We start from the raw sequence: 21,033 nt of genomic DNA on the forward strand, positions 1-21,033 counted from the left end.
GTTCCATCGCCACCGCGAGAACCGTGCCGCGTTCCCGACCGAATGCACCCGTGCCCGGCGCACACCCACGCCCCGCACTCGACAGTGACGGAATACCCCAGTGATCACGACAACGGGCCTGACCAAGGTCTACCGCTCGCGCGGCCGTGAAGTGACCGCCCTCGACGGCGTCGATCTGCACGTCCGCGAAGGCGAGGTGTACGGCGTCATCGGCCAGTCCGGCGCCGGCAAGTCCTCGCTCATCCGCTGCGTCAACCTCCTGGAGCGTCCCACCTCCGGCACGGTCACCGTCGCCGGACAGGACCTCACTGCCCTCGCCGGCCGCGGACCGCGCGCGGGCAGGGAACTCCGCAAGGCGCGCAGCCACATCGGGATGGTCTTCCAGCACTTCAACCTGCTGTCCTCGCGCACCGTCCAGGACAACGTCGAGCTGCCGCTCGAAATCCTCGGCGTCTCCGGCAAGGAGCGCTCCCGCAAGGCACTCGAACTCCTCGACCTGGTCGGCCTCTCCGACAAGGCCAAGGTCTACCCGGCCCAGCTCTCCGGCGGCCAGAAGCAGCGCGTCGGCATCGCACGCGCCCTCGCCGGCGACCCGAAGGTGCTGCTCTCCGACGAGGCGACCAGCGCCCTCGACCCGGAGACCACCCGCTCCATCCTCCAGCTGCTGCGCGACCTAAACCGGCAGCTGGGCCTGACCGTCCTGCTCATCACCCACGAGATGGACGTCGTCAAGACCATCTGCGACTCGGCCGCCCTCATGGAGAACGGCCGGATCGTCGAGTCCGGCACCGTCAGCGAACTGCTCGCGACGCCCGGCTCCGAACTGGCCTCCGCGCTCTTCCCGGTCAGCGGCGACGCCACCGGCGACGACCGCACGGTCATCGACGTCACCTTCCACGGCGAGGCGGCGACCCAGCCCGTCATCTCGCAGCTCTCGCGCACGTACAACATCGACATCTCGATCCTCGGCGCCGCGATGGACACCGTCGCGGGCAAGCAGGTCGGCCGGATGCGCATCGAACTGCCCGGCCGCTACGAGGACAACGTCGTGCCGATCGGATTCCTGCGCGAGCAGGGCCTGCAGATCGACATTCAGGGCCAGGAGCCCGTACTGGTCAAGGAAGGTGCCAAGTGACCTGGTCCGAGATGCAGCCGCTGCTGTCCCAGGCGTGTTGGGACACGCTCTACATGGTCGGCTGGTCCACCCTCATCGCGATCGTCGGCGGTCTCCCGCTCGGCATCCTGCTGGTCCTCACCGACCGCGGCGGACTCCTCCAGAACGTCCTCGCGAACAAGGTGATCGGGCAGGTCGTGAACATCGCCCGCTCGATGCCGTTCATCATCCTGATGGTCGCGCTGATGAACTTCACGCGCACCATCACGGGTACGACGATCGGCCGCGAGGCCGCCATCGTGCCGCTCGCGATCGGGGCGATCCCGTTCTTCGCCCGCCTTGTCGAGACGGCTGTCCGCGAAGTGGACGGCGGGCTCGTCGAGGCCGTGCAGTCGATGGGCGGCAACACCTGGACCGTCGTCCGCAAGGTCCTCGTACCGGAGTCCCTGCCGTCGCTGATCTCCTCCGCGACCACCACGATCGTCGCCCTCATCGGCTACTCGGCGATGGCCGGCACGGTCGGCGCCGGAGGCCTCGGCGACATCGCGATCCGCTACGGCTACCAGCGCTTCGAGACCGGACTGATGTGGATCACCGTGGCCATCCTCGCCGTGGTCATCTCCGTCATCCAGTTCGCCGGCGACTACGCCGCCCGACGACTGCACCGCCGCGGCGGGCACTCCGGTGCCGCGCCGAAGCTGAGGCTGCTCAAGGCCAAGGCCCCCGCCGCGGAAGCGGCCACGGCCGAGGTGAGCAAGGCCGCCTGAGCCTCCCCCGCGTCTCCCGGCTTCCCACCCGCTTCCCACCCGCAGATTTCCCCGCACCACCCAACGCGGGGCGCTCCACCACATGGAAAGGCACTTTTCGTGCGTAACACCGCCAAGATCACCACCGCCGTCCTCGCCGCCGGAGCCCTCACCTTCGGGCTCACCGCCTGCGGCTCGGACAAGGACTCCGCCTCCTCCGACACCAGCGGTCCGCTGATCGTCGCCGCGAGCCCGACCCCGCACGCCGAGATCCTGAACTTCGTCAAGAAGAACCTGGCGAAGAAGGCGGGCCTCGACCTGGAGGTCAAGGAGTTCACCGACTACGTGACGCCGAACACGGCGACCGAGGACGGCTCCGTGGGCGCCAACTACTTCCAGAACCAGCCGTACCTCGACGACTTCAACAAGAAGAACGGCACCCACATCGTGCCCGTCGTCACGGTTCACCTGGAGCCGCTCGGCCTCTACTCCCACAAGGTCAAGAGCGCCGACGCCCTGAAGAGCGGTGCGACGATCGCCGTCCCGAACGACAGCGTCAACGAGGCCCGTGCCCTCAAGCTGCTCGCAGCCAACGGACTCATCACGCTCAAGGACGGCGCGGGCAACGAAGCGACCCCCGCGGACATCACCAAGAACCCGAAGAACCTCAAGTTCAAGGAGCTGGAGGCGGCCCAGACCCCGCGCTCCCTGGACGACGTCGACGCCGCGGTGATCAACGGCAACTACGCCATCGAGGCCGACCTCAAGCCCGCCAAGGACGCCCTCGTCCTGGAGTCCGCGACGAACAACCCGTACGGCAACTTCCTCGCCGTCAAGAAGGGCAACGAGGACGACCCGCGCGTCAAGAAGCTCGCCAAGCTCCTCACCTCGCGCGAGGTCAAGAAGTTCATCGAGGACAAGTACGCCGGCTCCGTCATCCCGTCCTTCTAGTCGCCGGTCGGTCCAAACGTTCCGAGGGGGAGAACGCGATGCGCAAGCACGTCATATCCGCGGCGGCCGCCGCACTGGCACTCGGGCTCGGCGTCACCGCCTGTGGCTCGGGCTCGGACTCCGGCGGCGGGGGTGGTGACGACGACGCCCTGGTCGTCGGCGCCACCGCCGTCCCGGCCGGCGAGGTCCTGTCGTACATCAAGAAGGACCTCGCCGAGAAGGCCGGCCTCAAGCTGGAGATCAAGGAGTTCACGGACTACGTCCTGCCGAACACCGCGCTCCAGGAGGGCACGCTCGACGCGAACCTGTACCAGAACCAGCCGTTCCTGGACGAGTTCAACAAGTCCAAGGGCACCGACCTCGTGTCGGTCGTCAAGGCGTACCTGCCGCCCATGGGCGTGTACTCGAAGAAGATCACGGACATCGCGAAGCTTGCCGACGGAGCCACCGTCGCCGTGCCGAACGAGACCACCAACGAGGGCCGCGCCCTCAAACTCCTCGCCTCCAAGGGCCTGATCACGCTCAAGGAGGGGACGGGAACGACCGCGTCCCCGGCGGACATCACGGCCAACCCGAAGCACCTGAAGTTCAAGGAGCTGGACCCCGCTCAGCTGCCGCGCTCGCTCGACGACGTGACGGCCGCGGTCATCAACAACAACTACGCCCAGGACGCGGGCCTCAGCCCCGCCCAGGACGCGATCCTCCTGGAGTCCGCGAAGGACAACCCCTACGCGAACCTCCTGGCCGTCAAGAAGGGCAACGAGGACGACCCGCGGGTCAAGAAGCTCGCGACGCTTCTCACTTCGTCCGAGGTGAAGAAGTTCATCGAGGACAAGTACAAGGGCTCGGTCCTGCCGGTCATCTCCGGCTGACGCCCGCTCCCGTTACCGCACGGGGTCCACTCCATTACCCGGTGTGGACCCCGTTGTGCGGTTCAGTGGTTTCATGCTGCATGCTGGGCAGTTCAGCGGGCCCGACGGTTTCCGAGGGCCCGAAGTCCCCGACGGTTACGGAGCGGCGCATGACGAGCACCTTCCCCAACATCTCCATCAGTACGGAGCGGTTGGTCCTGCGCGCGCTCGACGAGGACGACGTACCCGCCCTGGCCGAGATGATGAACGACGAGATGGTGGCGGCCTGGACGTCGGTGCCCCAGCCCTTCACCGAGGACGGCGCCCGCACCTGGATCACCGAGTACGCGCCCACGGAGCGCGCGGAGGGCCGCGGACTCGACCTCGCCGTCACCGAGTTCCTCACTCAGCGACTGGTCGGCATCATCCAGCTCGGCAAGACGAACTGGCATGTGCGGTCCACCGAACTCTCGTACATCATCGCCCCCTGGGCACGCGGCGAGGGCTACGCCTCCGAGGCGGCGCTCGCCACCGCCCAATGGCTCTTCGGCGACCAGAAGTTCGAGCGCATCGAACTGCGTACGGCGGCCGACAACACCGCCTCGCAGCAGGTCGCCCAGAAGATCGGCTGCATCAGCGAGGGAGTGCTGCGCAACGCCTGCATAGCGCGCACCCGCACCGAGGACGGGACCTGGGTCGACCTGCGCACCGACTTCATCGTGTGGAGCCTGCTGCCGGAGGACCTCGACGGCGTCGGCGAGCAGTTCGCCGACAGCGGCGGTTTCACGTCGTTCTCCGACTGGAACTGAGCACCACGGGAGCCTCACACAGGCGCCCCCGGAGCCACAGGAGTCTTCGGTACGGGCCCCGGAAGCACCGTGGCGGAATCCGCGGGACCGCTCCCACCCGCCGGAGCCCGTCGCGGCGCCGCCCCGGCCGCACCAGGTACCCTCACGGAGCCCGCCCATGGGCTGCCCCTGACGACCTGCGAAAACCTTCTGGAGACTGACGACGATGGCCGACCGGGTCACGGTGATCGGCTGGGACGGCTCGCCACTGACCGCCGCGGCGCGCTCCGCACTCGGTGCCGCCACGCTGGTGGCCGGCGCGGCCCACCACCTCGCACTCCCCGAGGTGCCCGCGACCGCCGAACGCGTCCGCCTCGGCAGCGTCGGCCTCGCCGCCCGCCGGATCGCGAGCCACCGGGGCACCGCCGTCGTCCTCGCCGACGGAGACCCGGGCTTCTTCGGCGTCGTCCGCACCCTGCGGAGCCGCGAGTTCGGCCTGGAGGTCGAAGTGGTGCCCGCGGTCTCCTCGGTGGCCGCCGCCTTCGCCCGCGCCGGTATGCCCTGGGACGACGCACAGGTGGTCGTCGCACATCGCCGCACCCTGCGACGCGCGGTGAATGTATGCCGCGCCCACACCAAGGTCGCCGTCCTCACCTCGCCCGGGGCAGGCCCCGCCGAACTCGGTCTGCTCCTCGAAGGAGTGCACCGCACCTTCGTCATCTGCGAGGAACTCGGCACCGCGGCCGAGCGGGTCACGATCCTCACCTCCGACAAGGCCGCCGACCACACCTGGCGCGACCCCAATGTCGTCATCGTCATCGGCGGCTTCGTGGCCACGGCCGAGGACGGCGGCTGGATCGCCGGCCGTGACCCGGGCACCGGACCGCGCGGCTGGGCGCTGCCCGCCCAGGCGTACGGCGGTGCGCTCGGCGAAGGCGAAACGGATCTGCTGCGCGCCGCCCAACTCGCCCGCCTGGGCCCGCGCGTCGGCGACCTCGTCTGGGACATCGGCTCCGGCAGCGGCGCCTTCGCCACCGAGGCCGCGCGCACCGGCGCCGCCGTCATCGCGGTCGACCGCAACCCGGGATGCTGCGCCCGCACCGAGGACTCCGCCCGCCGCTTCGGCGTCCAGATGCAGATCGTGCACGGCACCGCGCCGCACGTCCTGGAGAACCTTCCCGAACCCGATGTAGTACGCGTCGGAGGCGGGGGAGTGGAGGTGGTCTCGGCCGTCGCCGACCGCCGTCCGCAGCGCATCGTGACGCACGCCGCGACCCGCGACGCGGCCGAACTCATCGGCCGGGACCTGACGGAGCACGGCTACCAGGTCGAGTGCGCGCTCATTCAGTCCGTCGAACTCGATACAAGGGCCTGGACGGAGAAGGAGCGGAGCGTCGCGTTCCTGCTCAGCGGCCGTTTGCCGGATCGCGCCCCGTGATCCTGTTGTCGTACTGCGCGCGGTAGGCTGGCCGATCGTTGTACCGCTCCCGGGGGATCGGCCTTTCGTCGGTCAATGTCCGGAAAACGCGCCCGTTTTGAGGCGTGTGTGGTACGGCAGAACCGGAGGACGCGCAACGTGGCGCAGTCCACAGCGGGCGCTCGCGGATCAAGCTGTCGCGAGGGCGGGACGACCGGGACAATGCCAGTTAATGGCTTTGTCGTCTTTGTTGGCCGGTCGTTCGTGCCGCTGGGCGCGCACGCTCGTTCTTCACAGTGGGGCGGTCGGTGCGCCGTTCCGGGCGAGCTGGACTTGGAAGCACTAACCGATGGGCGAGGGGTACGCATGACCGACACCGGCCAGGTCCCGGGCGAGGGATTGCCGGAGAACGCAGGCATGGTGGAGCAGCCGGGCGTCACCGCGCCGGGCGCGTACACCTTCCTCGACCCCTCCGAGAACCCCGTCGAGGACGACGACCTGCTTCTGATGCCGGGCGCCCCGGGCGCCCAGGGCGCGTGGGGCAACGAGGTGCCGCCGCCGGCCCCGATGCCCTTCCTCCACGAGCCGGGCCCGCACGAGATGGCCGGGCGCGACAGTGGCGCGGTCGACCTCGGCGCCGTCCGCGCGCCGAACCTGGCGCCCGCCCCGCAGCCGACGACGCCGCGCCGCCCGCTGCACCTCGGCCCGCCGACACCGGACGGCTCCGCGAGCCCGGTGCGCTCGCTGGCCGACCGCGGCCCGGCGGGTGCCCCGGTGAGCCCCGCTCCCGTCACCCCGTCGCCCGTGGCCGATCCCGTGATCGCCGCCCCCGTAACTCCCGTACGGCACGCGGGTCCGCCGACGGTCGGGCCCGAGTACCTCGATGTGCCGCAGCTCGGTGAGATTCCGCCGCAGGGCGCGGTCCCGTGGGGCGTACCGCCCGTGGCGTCCGACGCGGGGGTTGCAGAAACGGTCGTGCCGGAGCCGGGACCGGCGCTCGAGTCCCTCACGCCGGCCGAGGCCGCGCCGGTCGCCGAGGCGGCCCAGCCCGCCGAGGCCCCGGGACTCGCGCCCGCTCCCCAGGCGCAGGCTCAGGTCGCGGAGGCGGCTGCCGAACCCCAGGCGCTCCAGGTCGCGGAGGGTTCGCCGGCCCCCCAGGAACCGGCAGGCGCCCAGGCTCCCGAGACCGCACCCGTCCTGGACGGCTCGCAGGTCCCGCAGACTCCGGACGCGACGCCCTTCCCGGCGGCCCCGGAGGTTCCGCACGCCTTCCAGGCGACGGACGACACCGACGGTAACGGGCACGCCGCGCATGCGGACGGCGCCCACGCATCCGCGCACGAGGCCGCCCCGGCGCAGATCCTGCCGGACGTCGAGCACGTGGCGCCCGCGCAGAACCTCGCCCCGGTTCCGGACCTCGCGCCCGCACACGCCCCGCAGGCAGGGCACGCGGCCCCGCCGCACTTCGCCGAGCAGGGCGCCTACGGAGTCGACCCGGCCGAGCCGGCGGCCCAGTTCACGGACCCCGGTGTCCATATCCCGGAACCGGCTGCCCAGTTCGCGGACGCGGGATCCGTGGGATTCCACGGGGAGGCCCCGCAGCCGCTCGCGACAGCCGTCGCGTCCGCTCCCGAGGTCGCGCAGGCCGCGCTCTCCGCGGACGCCTCGCACGGCCAGTCGGTGCCCGGCCTCGAAGCCTTCCAGGCCCAGCAGTTCGCGGCCCCGGCCGCCTTCGCCGAGAACGGCTCCGCCGAGGCACTGCACGGCATCCCGGTGAGTGTGGCCGCGCACGCGGAGGCCCCCCAGGCATCCGCGGACTGGCGCCACGGCGAGCAGCACTTCCCCGATGCCGTTGGGGCGACCGGCGCGTCCGGACTCCCGGGCACTCCCCTGGAGCCCCACGCGGACCAGCCCCTCGGCGAGTTCGTGCCCGTGGAGGGGCTGGTGCCCACGACCCCGCACCTGGCTCCGACTCCGCCGCACGCCATGATCGTGCCGCCTCTCCCCTCGGAGGAGCAGCCCGTGGCCGAGGAGCCCGCCGACGAGACGATCGTGGTGGCGCCCGCCCCCACTCAGGAGATCGCCGGGGAGCCCGTCGAGGCGATCACCGAGGAGACCGTCGAGGAATCTCCGGAGACGCCCGCCGCGGAAACGGAGCCGATCGCTCCGGCGGTCGTACCGGCGCCCCGGGAAGCCGAAGCCGAAGCCGAAGCCGAACCGCAAGTCGAAACCAGGCCCGAGGTACTCCCCGTACCGGAACCGTTCGCCGCGGAGCCGGAGCCCGTAGTAGTCGCACAGCAAGCGGAGGACCTGGACACCCAGGTCGCCGACCAGGAAGAGAGCACGGCCGTAGTGGAAGACGTACGAGAGTCCACCGGCCCGGCGGCCCCCGGCTACGACGACGCCGAGCGCGAGGCCGTGCTGCGCGTGATGCGCGAGCGCCGCGACATCCGCAACGGCTTCCGCAGCGACCCGATCCCGCACGACGTGCTGCTCCGTGTCCTGGAGGCCGCGCACACCGCGCCGTCCGTCGGCCACTCCCAGCCCTGGGACTTCGTCGTCATCCGCTCCGCCGACACCCGGCGGTCGATGCACGAACTGGCCGCCCGCCAGCGCGAGGCGTACGCGAAGTCGCTGCCCAAGGGCCGTGCCAAGCAGTTCAAGGAACTGAAGATCGAGGCCATCCTCGACACCCCGGTGAACATCGTCGTCACCGCCGACCCGACCCGCGGCGGCCGTCACACCCTGGGCCGTCACACCCAGCCGCAGATGGCCCCGTACTCCTCCGCGCTCGCGGTCGAGAACCTCTGGCTCGCGGCCCGCGCCGAGGGCCTCGGCGTCGGCTGGGTCAGCTTCTTCGACGAGCGCGAGATGGTCCGCGCCCTGGGCCTGCCCGAGCACCTCGAAGTGGTCGCCTACCTGTGTGTCGGTTACGTCGACGAGTTCCCGGACGAGCCCGAGCTGATGCAGGCCGGCTGGTCCAAGCGCCGCCCGCTGTCATGGGTCGTGCACGAGGAGACGTACGGCCGTCGCGCGCTGCCCGGCGAGGAGCCGCACGACCTGCTCGCCGAGACGGTCTCCAACATCCGCCCGCTGGACGCCAAGGCGCTCGGTGAGGCGTGGGAGCGCCAGAAGCGGATGACCAAGCCCGCGGGTGCGCTCGGCATGCTGGAGATCATCTCCGCGCAGCTGTCGGGCCTGTCCCGGATGTGCCCGCCGCCGATCCCGGAGCCCGCGGCCGTCGCCATCTTCGCGGGCGACCACGGCGTGCACGCCCAGGGCGTCACCCCCTGGCCGCAGGAGGTCACCGCCCAGATGGTGGCCAACTTCCTGGGCGGCGGCGCGGTCTGCAACGCGTTCGCCAACCAGGTGGGCGCCGAGGTCTGCGTCATCGACGTGGGCGTCGCCTCCGACCTCCCGGCGACCCCGGGCCTCCTCCCGCGCAAGGTCCGTGCGGGTACCGCCGACATGACCACGGGTCCCGCGATGTCCCGCGAGGAGGTCATCGCGGCCATCGAGGTGGGCATCGAGACGGCCCGCGACCTGGTGGCGGCAGGCAACAAGGCCCTCCTGACGGGCGAGATGGGCATCGCCAACACCACGGCGTCGGCGGCCCTGATCTCCGTCTTCACGGACACTGACCCGTCCGAGGTGACGGGCCGCGGCACCGGCATCAACGACGAGACCCTGGCCCGCAAGACCGAGGTCGTCCGCCGCGCCATCGAACTCCACCAGCCGGACCCCGCCGACCCCATCGGCGCCCTCGCGGCCATCGGCGGCCTCGAACACGCCGCCATGGTCGGCCTCCTCCTCGGCGGCGCCTCCCTCCGTACGCCGGTGATCCTGGACGGCGTGAGCGCCGGCGCCGCGGCCCTGGTCGCCCGCGCCATCGCCCCCGAGGTCCTGGCCGCCTGCATCGCGGGCCACCGCAGCGCGGAACCGGGCCACGTGGCCGCCCTGAACAAGCTGGGCCTGCGACCCCTGGTCGACCTGGACCTCCGCCTCGGCGAGGGCACGGGCGCGCTGCTGGCCCTGCCAGTGGTCCAGAGCGCGGCGAGGGCGATGCACGAGGTGGCGACGTTCGATTCGGCGGGAGTAACTGAAAAGTAGGCCTCGCGGTTGTGGGCAGTCGTTCCGCAGGGCGGAACGGGTGGGCACAACCGCCCACGGCCCGCAGACGAACACGGGGGTCCGGGGGCAAAGCCCCCCACGCGGCGGAGCCGCATGATGGATACAGCCGGGAAGGGGTGGGCTTGGGGAAAGAAACCCCACCCACCCCAGCCCCCACCGGCCCCGCACCCTAAAATCCGCATGTCAGGGGCCACTCCAGAGCCGCAGGGGCCCCGCCCGGCAAAGCCCCGCACGAGGAGCCGCACCTCCATGGCCGAACACCCCGCCTACCCCGTAGGCCTCCGCCTCACCGGCCGCCGCGTAGTCGTCCTTGGCGGCGGCCAGGTAGCCCAGCGCCGCCTCCCGTCCCTCATCGCGGCAGGCGCGGACATCAATCTCGTATCGCCGGAGGCCACCCCCTCCGTCGAGGCGATGGCCGACGCGGGCGAGATCACCTGGACGAAGCGCCCGTACGAGGACGGCGACCTCGCCGACGCCTGGTACGCCCTGATCGCGACCAGCGACTCCAAGGCGAACACGGACGCCTCGGCCGAAGCGGAGCGGCACCGGGTCTGGTGCGTCCGCTCGGACGACGCCGACGCGGCCACGGCGTGGACCCCGGCGACGGGCCACAGCGAGGGCGTGACGGTGGCTGTCCTCACCACGAACGCCAAGGGACGCGACCCCCGCCACACCGCCGCGATCCGCGACGCCGTGGTGGAGGGCCTCCGCGACGGCACTCTGGTGGCGCCGCACCACCGCTCCCGCACCCCCGGTGTCGCCCTGGTCGGCGGCGGCCCCGGTGACCCGGACCTGATCACGGTCCGTGGCCGCCGACTGCTCGCGGAGGCCGACGTGGTCATCGCGGACCGCCTCGGCCCGCGCGACCTCCTCGCCGAACTCCCGCCGCACGTCGAGGTGATCGACGCGGCGAAGATCCCGTACGGCCGTTTCATGGCCCAGGAGGCCATCAACAACGCGCTGATCGAGCACGCGAAGCAGGGCAAGTCCGTCGTACGGCTGAAGGGCGGCGACCCGTTCGTCTTCGGCCGCGGCATGGAGGAGGCCCAGGCGCTCGCCGAGGCGGGCATCGCCTGCACGGTGGTTCCGGGCATCTCCAGCTCGATCTCGGTCCCGGGCGCGGCCGGTATCCCGGTCACCCACCGGGGTGTCGCACATGAGTTCACCGTGGTCAGCGGCCATGTCGCGCCGAACGACGAGCGCTCCCTGGTGGACTGGCCGTCGCTGGCGAAGCTGCGGGGCACCCTCGTCGTCCTCATGGGCGTCGACAAGATCGGCAAGATCGCCGAAACCCTTGTCGCGCACGGCAAGCCGGCCGACACCCCCGTCGCCCTGGTCCAGGAGGGTACGACCGCCGCGCAGCGCCGCGTCGACGCGACCCTGGCGACGGTCGCCGAGACCGTACGCGCCGAGGACGTGAAGCCCCCGGCGGTGATCGTCATCGGCGAAGTCGTGAACGTGGGCGTGCACAGCTCGCCGAAGACTTCCGAGTAACCACGGGTAACCCAACCCGTTCCCAGCCGTTGGCACCGCACCCAGGACAAGGCAGTATCACCCTGTGGCCGATCTCATCACCGTTGAGAACCCCGACGACCCGCGTCTGCGCGACTACACGGGCCTGACCGACGTGGAGTTGCGCCGCAAGCGCGAACCCGTCGAGGGCCTGTTCATCGCCGAGGGCGAGAAGGTCATCAGACGCGCCAAGGACGCCGGGTACGAGATGCGCTCGATGCTCCTGTCCGCCAAGTGGGTCGACGTCATGCGCGATGTCATCGACGAGCTCCCGGCCCCGGTGTACGCGGTCAGCCCGGAGCTCGCCGAGCAGGTCACCGGCTACCACGTGCACCGCGGCGCGCTCGCCTCCATGCAGCGCAAACCGCTGCCCACGGCGGAGGAGCTGCTGCGGTCCGCGCGCCGGGTGGTCGTCATGGAGGCGGTCAACGACCACACCAACATCGGCGCGATCTTCCGCTCCGCCGCAGCCCTCGGCATGGACGCGGTCCTGCTCTCCCCGGACTGCGCGGACCCCCTCTACCGCCGCTCGGTGAAGGTCTCGATGGGCGCGGTCTTCTCGGTCCCCTACGCCCGTCTCGAGACCTGGCCCAAGGGCCTGGAGTCGGTCCGTGAAGCCGGTTTCAACCTGCTCGCCCTCACCCCGGACGAGAAGGCGAGGTCCCTGGACGACGCGGCCCCGCACCGGATGGACCGGGTCGCGCTGATGCTCGGCGCGGAGGGCGACGGCCTCTCCACGCAGGCCCTGATGGCGGCGGACGAATGGGTCCGCATCCCCATGGCCCACGGCGTCGACTCCCTCAACGTGGGCGCGGCGGCAGCGGTCGCCTTCTACGCGGTGGCGACGGGCCGCCCGGAGAACTGACCGCTCCGACGGACGGCCATCCGCACCCCCGGCCGTCCTGCTAGCCGTCCTTCTGAAGCTCGCTCCGGTACTGCTCGGCCATGAGTTCCCCGGTGGGCAGCGGTGCGAACGACGACTGCTCCTGGCGTACGTCCTTCCGTACGTCCCCGTCGTCGAGCCCGCGCGCCGGCCCCTGGCACCCCTGCGCCGCCGCGATGCCCAGTGCCACGAGCAGCGTCACCACGACGAACACGAAGAGCCGCTGGCGCAGCAGCCGCGGGTTGGCGGGCCGCCGGCCCGTGCCGGTGGTCCGGGGCGCGGGACGGCCGGTACCGCTGCGGGGCGCGGGCCTGCTGCCGGAGCGGCCGGTGTTCCGGGCGGGCGCCGGGCGCGAACCCGTGCGCGAGCCGCCGTTCGTCCCGCCCGTGCGCGGCGGGGGTGTGCCCTGCGGACGCCGCTGGGTGCGCTGCTCGGCGTACTGCTCGGCCAGGCGCCCCGTCGGCCGGTCGGGATCGGTGCGCGGCGCGGGCGGCCGTGCATCCGGCATGCCTTGTGCCTCGCGGGCCGCGATCTCCTTGAGCCGCAGGGACAGTTGGAGCGTGCTGGGCCGCTCCTCGGGGTCCTTGGCCAGACACGCGCGTACGAGCGGCGCCAGGGCGTCCGGAACGCCGTGCAGTTGGGGCTCCTCGTGCACCACTCTGTAGAGCATCACTTCGGAACTGCCGTGCCCGAAGGGCGAGTCCTGGGTTGCCGCGTACGCGAGCGTGGCGCCGAGCGCGAACACGTCCGTGGCCGGCGTGACGGCGGCGCCGCGCACCTGCTCGGGCGCGAGGAAGCCGGGGGACCCGACCGCCGTGCCGACGTGTGTCAGCGTGCTCGCCCCCGTCGCCCAGGCGATGCCGAAGTCGATGATCCGCGGCCCCTTCGGGGACAGCAGGATGTTGGACGGCTTGAGATCCCGGTGTACGACACCGGCCTCGTGCACGGCGACGAGCCCCTCGGAGAGGGCGGCACCGACGGCGGCCACGTCGGCGGCCGACAGCGGTCCCTCCTCGGCGACCTTGTCGTGCAGGGAGGGACCGGGCACGTACTGCGTGGCGAACCACGGCCGGTCCGCCTCCAGGTCGGCGGCGACGAGCCGCGCCGTGCAGCCGCCCCTGATGCGCCGGGCCGCCGAGACCTCGCGGGCGAACCGCGACCGGAACTCCTGATCCTCCGCCAGATCCGGTCGGATCACCTTCAGCGCGACCCGCTGGCCACGCCGGTCGGAGCCCAGGTAGACAACGCCCATCCCGCCCGCGCCGAGCCGTCTGTGAAGCCTGAACGAGCCGACGACACGCGGGTCCTCGCGCCTCAGGCGCATCATCGCCATGTCCATCCCCGCTGCCCGGTCCGTTTGACGAGCCACAGCTTACGTTTCCGCGGCCGGGTGCGCGCAGAGGCCGCGCCCTCTCGTCCCGATCGATTGTCAGTGCCGGGTGGGAAACTTGAAAGGTGGTCAGGGAGCGTGTGAACAGGCTGGCTTTGGGCTGCCTGTGACCCCAACCATCCGTCGCAGAAGGGGGATTGGGCCCGTGAAGGGTGACCGTGTGGAGATAGTCGTGGACGCCGGGGACACGACGCGTACGTACGAGGTGGTGGCGAGCAGGGCAGGCCGCCGGGTGGAGACGGCGGTACGCCGAGGTGTGGTGGAAGTGAGCGAAGTCACCCGAAGCGGATCAGTGGTGCGCACCGCCCGCTTCATGGCGACCCGGGTGCTGGCGCTGGTCGAGCAGCCGGTCCCCAGGGAGGACAGCTCGGAACAGTCGGGGCACACCGGGCGCCCCCTCCGGGAAGACCCTGAGACCTAGGTCCTCATCTCCACCCAGGGGAGTACACCGCAGGTCATCGCTCATCCTCCGGGAGGCCCGGCAATCGGTACGAGGGCATGACGACCCATGTGCGCCGCGCGCCTAGATTTGATGTCAAGCGGCGGGTGCAGCACTCGTCCCCCGAGGTCAGACACCCGCCGCTGCCAACCACAACAGAAGCTCGGTCAGGAGAGGGACCATGGCCCACACGGCACCGCGGACAGCACTCCGCACGCAGGGACGCAGGGCGTACAGCGCAGCGTTCGGCACCCGCCGCCAGGGTCAGCGCCACCCATTGGTGGCGACAGCGATGGTCCTTCCCCTGGCGGCCCTGCTCGTAGTCGTCTTCGGCGGCTGGGACGCAGTGGTCACACAAGCGTCGTCCGTGGGCGTGATGCTGGGGCGCTGAGCGGCGCCCCAGGCCCGGAAGAGCGGTCCGGGCGGGGACATCCGGCCATGAAACCCCGTGGGGACGGGGGTGCGGCGGACGGCACAAAATGCCCGCGCAGCTGGGGAGCTGCGCGGGCATTTTTTTGCCGCGCCCCTTAAAAGCACCCTGGCCGGACCGGCGGTTGTTCAGGGGCGCGGGGAACTGCGCGCCCAGCCCCCACCGTCCCGCAGACGACTCTGAAGGGGCGCGGGGAACGGCGCAATCTTTGAGGGGGGTCTGGGGGCGCAGCCCCCCAGGTGCGGGATGGGACGGGTAGGGGCGGCGGGGGCGAAGAACGTACGCTCGCCCGGAACCGACCGCACACCCCAGGGGGACCCGTGACCGCAGACGTGCTGCCGGCGCTGACCGCCAAGGCGCGACGCGCGGCCCATACGGAACCCACGCCCTGCGCGCACCTCGACACGGTCCTCGCCGATCGTCAGGACGCCACCGTCGTCCGGCACGGCGACACCGTGGCCAAGGCCCACGCCCCCGGTACGGACCCCACGGAACTCTCCCTGCGCCTCACCGTCGCCGCCAACCTCCCGGACACCCTCCTCGCCCCCCTCAGGCCCACACCCGCAGACCTGCACGGCCGCCTGGTGACGTTGTGGCCGTACGGCAGCCCCGTAGACCCGGAGAACCCCGACGCGGCCCCCTGGGAGGCCGCGGCCACCCTGCTGGCCCGCCTCCACCGAACCCCCGCCCCGGACGGGCTGCCGCCCATGCGAGGCCCCGCCAAGGCCGCCCGAGCGATCGCCCGCCTGCACGCGGCCGGCCCGCACCCCGCCACCGCCCCGGTCCTGCGCGCCTGGGCCGCCCTCCCGGCCTGGGCCCGAGCCGAGGCCCCCATGCCGTCGGCCGAGCGCACCCTGTGCCACGGCGACCTGCACCTCGGCCAGCTCGTCCGCCACCCCGCACCCTCCGGCCCCTGGCTCCTCATCGACGTCGACGACTTGGGTGTAGGCCCCCCGGCCTGGGACCTGGCCCGCCCGGCCGCCTGGTACGCCTGCGGTCTGCTCCCGCCCGAGGAGTGGCTGCGCTTCCTGACCGCCTACCAGCGCGCGGGCGGACCGGCCGTCCCCGCCGACGGCGACCCCTGGCCCGCCCTGGACGTCGCGGCCCGAGCCCTCACCGTGCAGACCGCGGCCCTGGCGATCGCCAAATCCGTTGCCGCCGGGCAGCCGTTGGACGAGGTGCAGCAGGCCGTGATCGACGCATGTGACCGAATGGGCACCGCCCCGCCCGAGTTGGCGCACGGTTTCGCGACGTAGGGTGCAACCGACCGAAGCCGGGCGGAGTCTGTCCTGGCGGAAGCAGTACCGACCGGCGAGGAGTTGAGCCGAGCATGCAGTGTCCGAAGTGCCATGCGCAGATGCACACGTACAACCGCAATGGTGTACAGATCGAGCAGTGCAGCGGCTGCCGCGGGATATTTCTCGACTACGGCGAGCTGGAGGCGCTGACCCGGCTGGAGGGCCAGTGGTCCCAGCCCGCGCCACCGCCGGCCGCCCCGCAGGCGTACCCGTCGGCTCCCGCTCCCGCCTGGGGTGCCCCGCAGCACGGCGGCCATGGCGGCGGGCACTACGGCGGCCACGGCGGTCACCAGCGCCACAAGAGCTTCGGCCACATGCTCTTCTCGTCCTGAACCGAAGAAGGGGCCCCTCCGTCCAAGCGGAGGGGCCCCTTCTTCGTACGCAGGGATGTCGTGAGTCCGGATACGGCCGGACATGACGATGCCCCCGACCGTACGAGACGGCCGGGGGCATCGGCTGGTGCGCGATACTGGGATTGAACCAGTGACCTCTTCCGTGTCAGGGAAGCGCTCTCCCGCTGAGCTAATCGCGCAGGTCACGCGACCGGAGTCACGCTTACTGCTGGTGCTGCGTGCGCGATACTGGGATTGAACCAGTGACCTCTTCCGTGTCAGGGAAGCGCTCTCCCGCTGAGCTAATCGCGCGGGTACGGATCCTTCGAGAAGATCCAGTGGACGATACTGGGATTGAACCAGTGACCTCTTCCGTGTCAGGGAAGCGCTCTCCCGCTGAGCTAATCGTCCTTGGAGGTGGAGACGGGATTTGAACCCGTGTAGACGGCTTTGCAGGCCGTTGCCTCGCCTCTCGGCCACTCCACCAGGAGCGTAGGGGTTCGGGAAGATCCCCCACTTCCTGCGAGCGGACGACCAGGTTCGAACTGGCGACCTCAACCTTGGCAAGGTTGCGCTCTACCAACTGAGCTACGTCCGCTTGTCGTTTCCGTTCGGCTTGCGCGTCCCGGCGACGTGTTGAACTCTAGCGGATTCCGGGGCCAGCACAAAAACGCGTTTGTGCAGCGTGCTGCGGTACGTCCACTCCAAGGACACGGCCGGGGCACCCGCAGGTCACCCGCCCTAGACTCGACTGCGTGCTCGACCTCCCTCCTCTCGCCCGCTTCGGTGGCCTCGTCGCGACCGGCCTCCTCGACGTCACCAGCGACCCCGCGGCCCTGGACTCGAACGGTTTCTGGGCCGTCTCGGCCGACTTCGAGGGGCGTCTGACCTGCGCCCGCTTCAGGGACGTACGAGAGGAGCCGGTGCCCGCGCCGGTGCCCGGGCGGTGGCGGGGACCCACGGCCGGTGACTGGAAGTCGTCCCTCGACCGCGCCGCGTACACCGCGGGCGTACGCCGTATCCGCGAGCACATAGCGGCCGGCGAGGTCTACCAGGCGAACCTCTGCCGCGTCCTGTGGGCGCCCATCGCTCCCGACGCCGATGTCGACGAGCTGACCGCGCTGCTCGCGCGCGGCAACCCGGCGCCGTATGCCGGAACGATTCGCCTGCCCGGTCACGGGGTCGAGATCGCCACCGCGTCCCCCGAACTCTTCCTGCGCCGCTTCGGCCGGGTCGTCGAGTCGGGTCCGATCAAGGGCACCGGACGCACCGAGGCGGACCTCCTGGAAAAGGACTACGCCGAGAACGTGATGATCGTGGACCTGGTCCGCAACGACATCGGGCGCGTCTGCGCCACCGGCAGCGTGACCGTCCCCGAGCTGTGCGTCGTAGAGAAGCACCCGGGGCTCGTCCACCTCGTCTCCACCGTCCACGGCGAACTGCGCGAGAACGCGGGCTGGCCCGAGCTCCTCGCCGCCGCCTTCCCGCCCGGCTCCGTCACCGGAGCCCCCAAGTCCAGCGCCCTGCGGATCATCGACGCCCTGGAGACCGCGCCCCGTGGCCCGTACTGCGGAGGCATCGGCTGGGTCGACGCCGACCGTGGCACCGGAGAGCTCGCCGTCGGCATCCGCACCTTCTGGATCGACCGGGAGGAGGGGGTGCTGCGCTTCGGTACGGGCGCGGGCATCACCTGGGGCTCGGACCCCGAGGGGGAGTGGCGGGAGACCGAGCTGAAGGCCTCCCGGCTGCTCGCGGTAGCGTCGGGAGAGTACGAGGCAAATGAAGGGACCCTTCGGTGAAGATCTGGCTCGACGGCGGGCTGCAGGACATCGAGACCGCCCGCGTTTCCGTCTTCGATCACGGACTGACCGTCGGTGACGGCATCTTCGAGACCGTGAAGGCGGTCGACGGGCGGCCGTTCGCGCTGACCCGCCACCTCGACCGGCTGGCCCGCTCGGCCCGTGGCCTCGGCCTGCCCGAGCCCGACCTCGACGAGGTGCGCCGCGCCTGCGCCGCGGTCATGGACGCCAACCCGATGCCGCTCGGCCGGCTCCGCATCACCTACACCGGCGGCCACGGCCCGCTCGGCTCCGACCGCGGCGAGCACGGCCCGACCCTGGTCGTCGCCCTCGGCGAGTCCGCACGGCGCCCCGACTCCACCGCCGCGGTCACCGTCCCCTGGACGCGCAACGAGCGTGGCGCCCTGACAGGCCTCAAGACCACCTCGTACGCCGAGAACGTCGTCGCCCTGGCCCGCGCGCGCGAACAGGGCGCGACCGAGGCGCTGTTCGCCAACACGGTCGGTCAGCTCTGCGAGGGCACGGGGTCCAACGTCTTCGTCGTCCTCGACGGCGAGATCCACACCCCGCCGGTCGCCTCCGGCTGCCTCGCCGGCATCACGCGCGCCCTCACCGTCGAGTGGACCGGCGCCAAGGAGACCGACCTGCCGCTGGACGTCCTGGAGAGCGCCGAGGAGGTCTTCCTGACGTCCACGCTGCGCGATGTGCAGGCCGTGCACCGGGTCGACGCCCGTGAACTCCCGGACGCGCCGGGCCCGGTGACCGCCAAGGCGATGCGGATCTTCGACGAGCGGGCCGGGGACGACCTCGATCCGTAGAACGCGGCTCGCGGTGCGGATAACCGGATGACCACGGGCCGCACGGCGGGTAGAACACCACTGATGACCACGACCCTGCGGCCGACCGAGCCGCTTCAGCACGCCGCCGACGGGGCGCTGTCACGCCGCTATCAGGTGTGCGTGAACAGCCGTCCCGTGGGCGGGATCCACCTCTCCACGCACCCCGAGTACGGCCCCACCGTGGCCCGCATCGCGGAGCTGTTCATCGAGGAGCCGGACCGCGGGCGGGGCCGGGGCACGGTGGCCGTGCTCGCGGCCGAGGAGGTGGTGCGCGGCTGGGGTTGCCGGCGCATCGAGACGTCGGTGCCCGGCGACGCCGAGCCCGCGCTCCGGCTCGCCACGACGCTCGGGTACGTCGTGAGCAACCGGAACATGGCGAAGCAACTGGACGGCTCGGTGGCCGACCTGCCCGTCGGCAGTGTCGTCCGGCCCATGACGGAGGCCGAGTTCGTCCCCTGGCTGGCGAACCAGCGCGAGGCATTCGCTCGTGTCCTGATCGAGTTGGGCGTGCCCGAGGACGAGGCGTACAGCAAGACGGACCAGGGACACGCCAAGTTCCTGCCGGACGGTCTGGCCAGCGAGAACACCTTCATGAGCGTCCTGGAGCACGATGGCGTCCCGGTCGGCGTGCTGTGGGTGGGGCTGTGGCCCGACATGGCGTTCGTGCTCGACGTCGAGGCCGACGCGGAGCATCGGGGCCACGGCCACGGGCGCACTCTGATGCTGGTGGCCGAAGCCCAGGCGGTGGCCGCCGGGAGGAACCGCATCGGCCTCAACGTCTACGCGGGCAACACCCCGGCCGAGCGGCTCTACGAGTCACTCGGCTACGAGACGACGATGTACCACCTCTACAAGAACCTGCCCTAGGAGCTACGTCTTCTGCCGAGTGACGACGTCACGACTCCTGCGCGGCCAGCAGCCGGTCCGCGATCTCCTCGATGCGCTCGCGCAGGCCCTCCTGGCTCTTGCCGCCGTCGAGGCGTTCGCCGCCGATGACATACGTCGGGGTGCCGGTCACTCCGATGGCCTTGCCCTCGGCCTGGTCGGCGTCGACGATCAGGATGTGCCGGCCGTCGATCAAGGCCGTGTCGAACTCCTCGGCGTCCAGGCCGAGTTCACGGGCGACCTCGACCAGGAAGGGTTCTCCCTTGCGGTCCAGCTCCTCGACGCGGCCGAGCACCGCCTCGACGTACGGCCACGCCTGGCCCTGCTCCGCGGCCTCCTCGGCGGCCTGCGCCGCGGCGAAGGCGTGCTTGTGCTTCTCCAGGGGGAAGTGCCGCAGCCGCAGCTCCAGGCGGTCGCCGTAGCGGGCGCGCAGCGCGCTCAGGTCGGCGAGGGCGCCGCGGCAGTCGGGGCACTGGAGTTCGCACCAGACGTCCAGGACGGCGGGCGCGGGACGGGCGGAGGAGGAGTCGTTCATGGAGCCAGTCTCCCAGCCCCGGTGGGGGCGGCCCAACCGGGACCTGGGGAGGACGCCGACCCGGAGATCTCCCTGAGGTCCGCCCGGAGCATGGCATACCGGGCCTGCGGAGGTGCAGGATGGAAGGGACGAACCGCCCCTGCTCGACCGAGCCCTGCCCTGGAGGACCGGATGATTGCCGAGACCGTCTGTTCCGCCGTCTCCGTGGCCGGCCTGGGCATCGCCGCGGTCACGGCCTACCGCAAGCGCTTCCTGGCAGCCGCCCGGATCGCCGCGTACTCGCTGGTGCCGATCGGTCTGGTGATGACCGGGGTCGTCGGCTGGCTGGCCGACACCGCGTTCAGCCCGACCGCGTGGGCCGGCTTCGTCGTGCTCGGCGGCGCCTGGCTGCTGTTCGCGAGCACGCGAGCCGTGGAGCGGCGCCGCGGCGTCGGGACGCGGAAGGAACGCAAGGCGGCGGAGGCCGCCCAGCGCGAGGCGGTCGCCCCCGCGGCCTCGGCGCCCTCGCTGAGCCAGGCTTCCCGCCCGGCCGCCCGCCCCGCGGCAAAGCCCCGGGCCACGGGCTCAGGGGAGGACTTCAGCGACATCGAGGCCATCCTGAAGAAGCACGGCATATGACCAGCTGAAACGACACAACGCCGCACGAGGGCTTCCCGGAGTGCGCGTAAGTGTTCATGTTCTGGCGCGCTCCTC

At 71.4% G+C, this 21,033-nt stretch carries 19 protein-coding genes and 5 tRNA genes; 17 read left to right on the forward strand and 7 right to left on the reverse strand.

What is annotated here, in order from left to right:
* Positions 1 to 100: 100 nt before the first annotated feature.
* The 9 genes from OIC96_RS39365 (at position 101) to OIC96_RS39405 (ending at position 12,375) form a co-directional block, all read left to right on the forward strand.
* Positions 101 to 1,135 (forward strand): methionine ABC transporter ATP-binding protein, encoded by a 1,035-nt coding sequence (locus tag OIC96_RS39365; protein WP_330303242.1) that lies wholly within the window; start codon positions 101 to 103, stop codon positions 1,133 to 1,135.
* The gene (locus tag OIC96_RS39370; RefSeq protein ID WP_330303241.1) at positions 1,132 to 1,881 is read left to right on the forward strand and encodes a methionine ABC transporter permease; all 750 of its coding nucleotides are present in this window, start codon (positions 1,132 to 1,134) and stop codon (positions 1,879 to 1,881) included. The genes OIC96_RS39365 and OIC96_RS39370 overlap by 4 nt, the downstream gene beginning before the upstream one ends.
* 99 nt (positions 1,882 to 1,980) lie before the next feature.
* A complete protein-coding gene (locus OIC96_RS39375) occupies positions 1,981 to 2,811 on the forward strand; it encodes a MetQ/NlpA family ABC transporter substrate-binding protein (RefSeq protein WP_330303240.1) in 831 nt (276 codons plus the stop codon).
* A gap of 38 nt (positions 2,812 to 2,849) precedes the next feature.
* Positions 2,850 to 3,683: a MetQ/NlpA family ABC transporter substrate-binding protein gene (locus OIC96_RS39380; RefSeq protein ID WP_330303239.1), complete on the forward strand. Its 834-nt coding sequence runs from the start codon at positions 2,850 to 2,852 to the stop codon at positions 3,681 to 3,683.
* A gap of 149 nt (positions 3,684 to 3,832) precedes the next feature.
* Entirely contained in the window at positions 3,833 to 4,471 is a 639-nt protein-coding gene (locus tag OIC96_RS39385) for a GNAT family N-acetyltransferase (RefSeq protein WP_330303238.1), read from the forward strand.
* Between the two features lie 205 nt (positions 4,472 to 4,676).
* Positions 4,677 to 5,888: a precorrin-6y C5,15-methyltransferase (decarboxylating) subunit CbiE gene (gene cbiE / locus OIC96_RS39390; RefSeq protein ID WP_330303237.1), complete on the forward strand. Its 1,212-nt coding sequence runs from the start codon at positions 4,677 to 4,679 to the stop codon at positions 5,886 to 5,888.
* Positions 5,889 to 6,233: 345 nt separating this feature from the next.
* Positions 6,234 to 9,977: a nicotinate-nucleotide--dimethylbenzimidazole phosphoribosyltransferase gene (cobT, locus tag OIC96_RS39395; protein ID WP_330303236.1), complete on the forward strand. Its 3,744-nt coding sequence runs from the start codon at positions 6,234 to 6,236 to the stop codon at positions 9,975 to 9,977.
* 270 nt (positions 9,978 to 10,247) lie between these two features.
* Positions 10,248 to 11,492 (forward strand): uroporphyrinogen-III C-methyltransferase, encoded by a 1,245-nt coding sequence (cobA, locus tag OIC96_RS39400; RefSeq protein WP_330303235.1) that lies wholly within the window; start codon positions 10,248 to 10,250, stop codon positions 11,490 to 11,492.
* 64 nt (positions 11,493 to 11,556) lie between these two features.
* The gene (locus OIC96_RS39405; RefSeq protein ID WP_330303234.1) at positions 11,557 to 12,375 is read left to right on the forward strand and encodes a TrmH family RNA methyltransferase; all 819 of its coding nucleotides are present in this window, start codon (positions 11,557 to 11,559) and stop codon (positions 12,373 to 12,375) included.
* A gap of 40 nt (positions 12,376 to 12,415) precedes the next feature.
* Here the strand turns inward: OIC96_RS39405 and OIC96_RS39410 are convergent, their stop codons facing one another.
* Positions 12,416 to 13,732 carry a serine/threonine-protein kinase gene (locus OIC96_RS39410; protein WP_330303233.1) on the reverse strand — a complete coding sequence of 439 codons (1,317 nt, stop codon included), beginning with the start codon at positions 13,730 to 13,732 and terminating at the stop codon, positions 12,416 to 12,418.
* Between the two features lie 196 nt (positions 13,733 to 13,928).
* Between OIC96_RS39410 and OIC96_RS39415 the strand changes: the two genes are divergently transcribed.
* The 4 genes from OIC96_RS39415 to OIC96_RS39430 all read left to right on the forward strand — a co-directional run bounded on the left by OIC96_RS39415 (position 13,929) and on the right by OIC96_RS39430 (position 16,282).
* Positions 13,929 to 14,204, forward strand: a complete 276-nt coding sequence (locus OIC96_RS39415) for a hypothetical protein (protein ID WP_060902353.1) — start codon at positions 13,929 to 13,931, stop codon at positions 14,202 to 14,204.
* A gap of 199 nt (positions 14,205 to 14,403) precedes the next feature.
* Positions 14,404 to 14,613, forward strand: coding sequence for a hypothetical protein (locus OIC96_RS39420; RefSeq protein ID WP_330303232.1), 210 nt, complete (start codon positions 14,404 to 14,406; stop codon positions 14,611 to 14,613).
* Between the two features lie 359 nt (positions 14,614 to 14,972).
* The gene (locus OIC96_RS39425) at positions 14,973 to 15,908 is read left to right on the forward strand and encodes a phosphotransferase family protein (RefSeq protein WP_330303231.1); all 936 of its coding nucleotides are present in this window, start codon (positions 14,973 to 14,975) and stop codon (positions 15,906 to 15,908) included.
* Between the two features lie 74 nt (positions 15,909 to 15,982).
* Positions 15,983 to 16,282, forward strand: a complete 300-nt coding sequence (locus tag OIC96_RS39430) for a TFIIB-type zinc ribbon-containing protein (protein WP_327427332.1) — start codon at positions 15,983 to 15,985, stop codon at positions 16,280 to 16,282.
* Between the two features lie 125 nt (positions 16,283 to 16,407).
* Here the strand turns inward: OIC96_RS39430 and OIC96_RS39435 are convergent.
* The 5 genes from OIC96_RS39435 to OIC96_RS39455 all read right to left on the reverse strand — a co-directional run bounded on the left by OIC96_RS39435 (position 16,408) and on the right by OIC96_RS39455 (position 16,880).
* Positions 16,408 to 16,482 (reverse strand) — tRNA-Val (locus OIC96_RS39435).
* 40 nt (positions 16,483 to 16,522) lie between these two features.
* Positions 16,523 to 16,594 (reverse strand) — tRNA-Val (locus OIC96_RS39440).
* Between the two features lie 27 nt (positions 16,595 to 16,621).
* A tRNA-Val gene (locus OIC96_RS39445) sits at positions 16,622 to 16,693 on the reverse strand.
* 1 nt (position 16,694) lies between these two features.
* Positions 16,695 to 16,768 (reverse strand) — tRNA-Cys (locus tag OIC96_RS39450).
* A gap of 39 nt (positions 16,769 to 16,807) precedes the next feature.
* Positions 16,808 to 16,880: transfer RNA gene (locus tag OIC96_RS39455), tRNA-Gly, on the reverse strand.
* Between the two features lie 157 nt (positions 16,881 to 17,037).
* Between OIC96_RS39455 and OIC96_RS39460 the strand changes: the two genes are divergently transcribed.
* The 3 genes from OIC96_RS39460 (at position 17,038) to OIC96_RS39470 (ending at position 19,787) form a co-directional block, all read left to right on the forward strand.
* Positions 17,038 to 18,081: a chorismate-binding protein gene (locus OIC96_RS39460; protein WP_330303230.1), complete on the forward strand. Its 1,044-nt coding sequence runs from the start codon at positions 17,038 to 17,040 to the stop codon at positions 18,079 to 18,081.
* Positions 18,078 to 18,899 (forward strand): aminotransferase class IV, encoded by an 822-nt coding sequence (locus OIC96_RS39465; RefSeq protein WP_330303229.1) that lies wholly within the window; start codon positions 18,078 to 18,080, stop codon positions 18,897 to 18,899. Before OIC96_RS39460 ends, OIC96_RS39465 begins: the two co-directional genes overlap by 4 nt.
* Before the next feature lie 63 nt (positions 18,900 to 18,962).
* Entirely contained in the window at positions 18,963 to 19,787 is an 825-nt protein-coding gene (locus OIC96_RS39470) for a GNAT family N-acetyltransferase (protein WP_330303228.1), read from the forward strand.
* Between the two features lie 28 nt (positions 19,788 to 19,815).
* On the opposite strand, the gene OIC96_RS39475 is transcribed toward OIC96_RS39470, so the two are convergent.
* On the reverse strand, positions 19,816 to 20,340 hold the full coding sequence (locus tag OIC96_RS39475; protein ID WP_330303227.1) for a DsbA family protein: 525 nt from the start codon (positions 20,338 to 20,340) through the stop codon (positions 19,816 to 19,818).
* A 171-nt stretch (positions 20,341 to 20,511) separates the two neighbouring features.
* Here OIC96_RS39475 and OIC96_RS39480 point away from each other — a divergent pair, with 171 nt between their 5' ends.
* The gene (locus OIC96_RS39480) at positions 20,512 to 20,958 is read left to right on the forward strand and encodes a hypothetical protein (RefSeq protein WP_330303226.1); all 447 of its coding nucleotides are present in this window, start codon (positions 20,512 to 20,514) and stop codon (positions 20,956 to 20,958) included.
* Positions 20,959 to 21,033 lie beyond the last annotated feature (75 nt).

Origin of the sequence: Streptomyces sp. NBC_00775, from assembly GCF_036347135.1 — a bacterium.
Lineage (GTDB): Bacteria > Actinomycetota > Actinomycetes > Streptomycetales > Streptomycetaceae > Streptomyces > Streptomyces lutosisoli.